Here is a 6,612-nt window from a genome sequence, read left to right as displayed (position 1 = left end):
TCTGCATCCGCTTCAGTCTCTGCCTCAGAATCAACTTCTGAAAGTACCTCAATTTCAGAGTCGCAATCAGTAGCGAACTCAGAGTCTGTTTCAGCGAGTGCGTCTGTGTCAGCCTCAGAATCCGTTTCAAACTCAGAATCAACTTCAGTAAGTGAGTCAGTCTCAGAATCACAGTCTGTGTCAGCCTCAGTAAGTGCTTCGATTTCAACAAGTGAGTCCGTATTGTTGAGCGAATCGCAAAGTGCAAGTGCATCTGCCTCAGAAACTGCTTCATCAAGCGTTTCAGTATCCTTGAGTGCCTCTGAAATCACAAGTGCTTCAACAAGTTTTTCAACATCATTGAGTACCTCAGCAAGTCTTTTAGCATCAACAAGTGCCTCAGAGTCAGCTTCAGCGAGCGCATCCGCATCAGTCTCTGCCTCAGTATCGACTTCAGTAAATGTCTCAATTTCAGAGTTGCAATCAGTATCGAACTCAGAATCAGTTTCAGCGAGTGCATCAGTGTCTGAATCACAATCTGTTTCAACCTCAGTATCACTGAGTGAGTCACTCTCAGTAAGTGCTTCGATTTCTACAAGTGAGTCTGTATCGTTGAGCGAATCGCAAAGTGCAAGTGCATCTGCATCTGAGTCAGCTTCAGCAAGTACTTTCGCTTCAGTATCCGAGTCAGCCTCTACATCAGTATTCTTGAGTATTTCTGAAAGCACTAGCACCTCAACTTCATTGAGTACCTCAGCAAGTCTTTCAGCCTTTGCATCAACAAGTGCTTCAGTGTCTACTTCAGAATCAACTTCTGAAGTGAGAGATCCTAAGCACAAACGTGGTAGCCAAGCACTTCCGAAGACTGGTGAGGAAAACTCATCATTAGGTATGGCCTTGGGTGCCTTGGCAACTGCAACTGGTCTTGGATTTCTTGCTAAACGTAAGAAAAATGAAGAATAGGACGAAGATTATTCGTATTTTAGGATTATAATAGTCTTTGCAATGCTTAGATAAGCACAATAAAAAACACCTTCATGTTAGATAACCATTCTAGCTAAGAGGTGTTTTTTGATTTAGAGATGTTGTGGAAGTTTCAAAATGGAACTGACTTTTTGAAATACTAATGACTACATAAAAATAAGAGACCACTTGAACATGGTCTCTTATTTGTTGTCTTGCTCATTATCTTGTTTATACATCACAGTTCCCACTGTTACTAGAATAGTTAACAGAATCGGTATAACTCGAAAAACTCCCCAGTCGGGGTCATAGGCCAAAACGATAGAAGCTATATAAAAAACGATGCTTGTGTATAAGAAGTTTTTATTAGCTTTTTTACGCCCAATACCTGTAAAAATAGTTGCAATGATAAAACTAATCAAACTAGGTGCTAGGAAAATTATTATAACCATTCCCCAAGGATTTGACAGGCCTAAGAGCAAAAATAAGGCAAGATAAACGATAGCTAAATAAAAGGCGACTGCAAGGAGAATAGAAGCAAGCCTGTTGTCTGGAGAATTATTCTTAATGAGCTCTTGATTATTGAACTCTTGACCAGTCTTATCCTTATCTTGGCTTGTGTTGAAGTTTGTATGTTGTACTGACATCTTTCTCACCTTCCCCTCTATTGGTGTCTAAATAGCTTAACTCTTTTCACCTTTATTATACTCCTTTTTCCTTGTTTTTAGCAGGGGAGATAGGCTTTTGAACTATTTTTTTATGATGATTTGTCGCTCTATAATAATCTAGTTTTTGTTCCCTTCGTTTTTGATGGAAAAGAGTATTTTTAATTAGCACTAGAGTAACCAAACTTGCCCCTCGGACACCTCGGTAAGTAATGAATGGCTTAGATAGTTAGAATTTAGATTTTGTATGAGAAAATAGTCTAAAAAAGCCCCCTATTTTAACAGACCTAATGGTTTGGTAAGGATGCTATTTTTTGTCGCTTTGAGAGAAGTGCCTTAAGGATTTTGTGAATTTTCATTAGATTTCCTTGTAATCCCATTAAAAGAAGTACCTTATCAATAATCATTCTAAATAGCCATAGAGTGTCAGTTTTCTGTTTCTCAATGAACTAAAAAGACCATTTTTATATTTCTAAACACTCATTTAAAGCTAATGTCATTAAAACAACAAAAGGACTTTTCTAAAAATTATGAAAATTTATCGAATCTTATTGAAAAAAAGCTTTCAATGATTTAGAATGAAGCTATAAATGGGAAAAAGGAGTCTTTTTATTATGGACAAAAAAGTACATTATAAAATGCACAAAGTTAAGAAACAATGGGTAACCATCGCAGTTACAGGGATGTCGCTCGGTGTAGTCTCAGCGGTTTCTTTAGGGACCAACGACGGTGTCGTTCAGGCCGACGAACACACGGATGCTACTGTAGCCATCCCCGATATTACTGTTGATACGGGTACTGTATCTAACGATACAACGGCTGCTCAGGATCCAACTACAGCAGTTGCAGCGACAAACGATGTCGCAACTGACCAAGCAGCTCCAACAGCAACTTTCGATTTGACAACTGATACAACAAATACAGTTGCAGCGAATGCTGTTGATACGGCAGCGCCAGTCGGTACTGATCGTGCGGCAACTACAACAGATACAACAGCAACCAATGATACAGCTGTTGATACAACAAATAACAATACTACAACTGACACAACAACAGTTACTGATCGCGCAGCGACACGTGAACGTCGTGCGACTGGTGCTCGACGTGGTCCTACCGGAGGCCGTCGTGCTACCCCAGTTAACGGCAATACAAATAATGCCAACAATACTGTCACAGTAGTAAACAACGACCTTCCAGCAACTAACAATGTCGTAACTGATGGTCCAAGCCACATCAAAACAATTGATGGAAAACAATACTACGTTGAAGATGACGGCACTATTCGTAAGAATTATGTCCTTGAACGTAACGGCGGAAGCCAATACTTCAACGCTGAAACTGGTGAATTGTCTAACCAAAAAGAATACCGTTTCGACAAGAACGGTGGAACAGGTTCATCAGCTGATAGTACAAACACAAACGTTACTGTAAATGGTGATAAAAATGCCTTTTATGGTACAACTGATAAAGATATCGAACTTGTTGATGGTTACTTCACTGCCAACACATGGTACCGTCCAAAAGAAATCTTGAAAGATGGTAAAGAGTGGACTGCTTCAACTGAAACTGACAAACGTCCATTGCTTACAGTTTGGTGGCCAAGCAAGGCTATCCAAGCGAGCTACCTCAACTACATGAAGGAGCAAGGTCTCGGTACCAATCAGACCTATACGTCATTCAGCTCACAAACCCAAATGGACCAAGCAGCGCTTGAAGTTCAAAAACGTATTGAAGAACGTATTGCGCGTGAAGGCAACACTGACTGGTTGCGTACAACTATCAAAAATTTCGTGAAGACCCAACCAGGTTGGAATTCAACTTCTGAAAATCTTGATAACAGCGATCACTTGCAAGGTGGTGCCCTTCTCTATAACAACGATAGTCGTACAAGTCATGCTAACTCTGACTATCGTCTCTTGAACCGCACGCCAACTAGCCAAACAGGTAAACACAATCCTAAGTATACTAAGGATACAAGTAACGGTGGTTTCGAGTTCTTGTTGGCAAATGATATTGACAACTCAAATCCAGCGGTTCAAGCTGAGCAGTTGAACTGGCTCCACTACATCATGAACATCGGTACTATTACTGGTGGTTCTGAAGATGAAAACTTCGATGGTGTTCGTGTCGATGCCGTGGATAATGTCAATGCCGACCTTCTCCAAATTGCTTCAGATTATTTCAAAGCTAAATATGGTTCTGATCAAAGTCAAGATCAAGCCATTAAACACATGTCTATCTTGGAAGCATGGTCTCACAATGACCCATACTACAATGAAGACACTAAAGGTGCCCAATTGCCAATGGATGACCCTATGCACTTAGCATTGGTATATTCACTCTTGCGTCCAATTGGTAACCGCTCAGGAGTTGAACCACTCATTTCAAATAGTATTAATGACCGTTCTGAAAGTGGTAAAAACTCTAAACGCATGGCTAACTACGCCTTTGTTCGTGCTCACGATTCAGAGGTACAATCAATCATTGGTCAAATCATCAAAAATGAAATCAACCCTCAATCAACAGGGAATACCTTCACGCTTGATGAAATGAAGAAAGCCTTTGAAATCTACAACAGAGACATGCGTAGTGCTAACAAGCAATACACACAATATAATATTCCATCAGCATATGCCTTGATGCTTACGCATAAGGACACTGTGCCACGTGTTTACTATGGAGACATGTACACAGATGATGGTCAATATATGGCCCAAAAATCACCATATTATGATGCTATTGAAACCCTCTTGAAAGGCCGTATCCGCTATGCAGCTGGCGGTCAAGATATGAAGGTTAACTACATCGGTTATGGTAATACTAATGGTTGGGATGCTGCAGGTGTCTTGACATCTGTACGTTATGGTACAGGGGCTAACAGTGCTTCTGATACTGGTACAGCAGAAACACGCAACCAAGGTATGGCAGTTATCGTTTCAAACCAACCAGCCCTTCGTTTGACAAGCAACTTGACAATTAACATGGGTGCGGCTCACCGTAACCAAGCTTATCGTCCATTGCTTTTGACAACAAACGATGGTGTGGCTACTTACTTGAATGATAGCGATGCTAACGGCATTGTCAAATACACTGATGGTAACGGTAATTTGACATTCAATGCAAACGAAATCCGTGGTATCCGTAATCCTCAAGTTGATGGTTACCTTGCGGTTTGGGTACCAGTAGGTGCTTCTGAAACTCAAGATGTGCGTGTAGCACCAAGTAAAGAGAAAAACAGCAGTGGTTTGGTCTACGAATCAAATGCTGCCCTTGATTCACAAGTTATCTACGAAGGTTTCTCTAACTTCCAAGACTTCGTTCAAAATCCATCACAATACACTAATAAGAAGATTGCTGAAAATGCTAGTCTCTTCAAATCATGGGGTATTACATCATTCGAACTTGCACCACAATACGTTTCAAGTGATGATGGTACTTTCCTTGACTCAGTCATCCAAAATGGTTATGCTTTCACAGACCGTTATGACATTGCCATGAGTAAGGACAACAAGTATGGTTCATTGGCTGACTTGAAAGTAGCTCTTAAATCGCTCCACGCGGTAGGTATCTCAGCGATTGCTGACTGGGTTCCAGACCAAATCTACAACCTTCCGGGTGATGAAGTGGTCACTGCAACTCGTGTTAATAACTATGGTGAAACTAAAGACGGCGCGATCATCAATCATAGTCTCTATGCTGCTAAGACACGTACTTTTGGTAACGACTACCAAGGTAAATATGGTGGTGCCTTCCTTGATGAATTGAAACGTCTTTACCCACAAATCTTTGACCGTGTTCAAATCTCTACTGGTAAACGTATGACTACTGACGAGAAGATTACACAGTGGTCTGCGAAGTACATGAATGGTACTAACATTCTTGACCGTGGTTCAGAGTACGTGCTTAAGAATGGTCTAAGTGGTTACTATGGTACAAATGGTGGTAAAGTTAGCCTTCCAAAAGTAGTCGGAAGCAACCAATCAACTAACAACGACAACCAAAACGGTGATGGTAGTGGTAAGTTCGAGAAGAGCTGGGGCAGTGTTTACTATCGTTATAACGATGGCAAACGTGCTAAGAATGCCTTCATCAAAGATAACGACGGAAATGTTTACTACTTTGATAACTCAGGTCGCATGGCAATCGGTGAAAAGACTATCGATGGTAAACAATACTTCTTCCTTGCTAATGGTGTGCAGTTGCGTGATGGTTATCGTCAAAACCGCAGAGGTCAAGTCTTCTACTATGACCAAAACGGAGTCTTGAATGCAAACGGCAAACAAGATCCAAAACCAGATAACAATAATAATGCATCAGGACGTAACCAATTCGTTCAAATTGGTAATAACGTTTGGGCTTACTATGATGGTAATGGTAAACGTGTAACAGGTCACCAAAACATTAATGGTCAAGAACTCTTCTTCGACAACAATGGTGTCCAAGTTAAAGGTCGTACCGTTAATGAGAACGGCATTATCCGTTACTATGATGCTAACTCAGGCGAAATGGCTCGCAACCGTTTTGCTGAAATTGAACCGGGTGTTTGGGCTTATTTCAATAATGACGGAGCAGCCGTAAAAGGTTCACAAAACATCAATGGTCAAAACCTCTACTTTGATAAAAATGGCCGTCAGGTCAAAGGTGCTTTGGCAAACGTAGATGGTAACCTTCGTTACTATGATGTAAACTCAGGTGAGCTCTACCGCAATCAATTCCACGAAATTGATGGTAGCTGGTATTACTTCGATGGTAATGGTAATGCTGTCAAAGGCATGGTTAATATCAATGGTCAAAATCTCCTCTTTGATAAAAATGGTAAACAAATCAAAGGTCATCTGGTTCGCGTGAACGGTGTTGTTCGTTACTTTGATCCAAATTCAGGTGAAATGGCTGTTAACCGTTGGGTTGAAGTAAGTCCAGGATGGTGGGTTTACTTTGACGGTGAAGGCCGAGGTCAAATCTAATCGTTTCCAAACTGTATGAACCGAGACAAGGGTCTCGGTTT

4 protein-coding genes are annotated in these 6,612 nt (G+C 40.9%); 2 read left to right on the top strand and 2 right to left on the bottom strand.

The features are described 5' to 3' along the window. Positions 1 to 707 (bottom strand): hypothetical protein (locus tag HMPREF2979_RS10480; RefSeq protein WP_261787308.1); only part of this gene is annotated, 707 nt, incomplete at its 3' end. A gap of 16 nt (positions 708 to 723) precedes the next feature. Between HMPREF2979_RS10480 and HMPREF2979_RS10475 the strand changes: the two genes are divergently transcribed. Continuing rightward, positions 724 to 942: an LPXTG cell wall anchor domain-containing protein gene (locus HMPREF2979_RS10475; RefSeq protein ID WP_261787307.1), complete on the top strand. Its 219-nt coding sequence runs from the start codon at positions 724 to 726 to the stop codon at positions 940 to 942. Between the two features lie 203 nt (positions 943 to 1,145). On the opposite strand, the gene HMPREF2979_RS07635 is transcribed toward HMPREF2979_RS10475, so the two are convergent. Beyond that, entirely contained in the window at positions 1,146 to 1,589 is a 444-nt protein-coding gene (locus HMPREF2979_RS07635) for a hypothetical protein (RefSeq protein ID WP_064524578.1), read from the bottom strand. Positions 1,590 to 2,221: 632 nt separating this feature from the next. On the opposite strand from HMPREF2979_RS07635, the gene HMPREF2979_RS07630 reads away from it, so the two are divergent. Then, positions 2,222 to 6,571, top strand: a complete 4,350-nt coding sequence (locus HMPREF2979_RS07630; protein WP_070655984.1) for a glycoside hydrolase family 70 protein — start codon at positions 2,222 to 2,224, stop codon at positions 6,569 to 6,571. The last annotated feature ends 41 nt before the right edge of the window (positions 6,572 to 6,612 follow it).

Origin of the sequence: Streptococcus sp. HMSC078H12 (assembly GCF_001814615.1) — a bacterium.
Lineage (GTDB): Bacteria > Bacillota > Bacilli > Lactobacillales > Streptococcaceae > Streptococcus > Streptococcus salivarius_F.
This window is presented reverse-complemented; position numbering and strand designations above follow the sequence as displayed.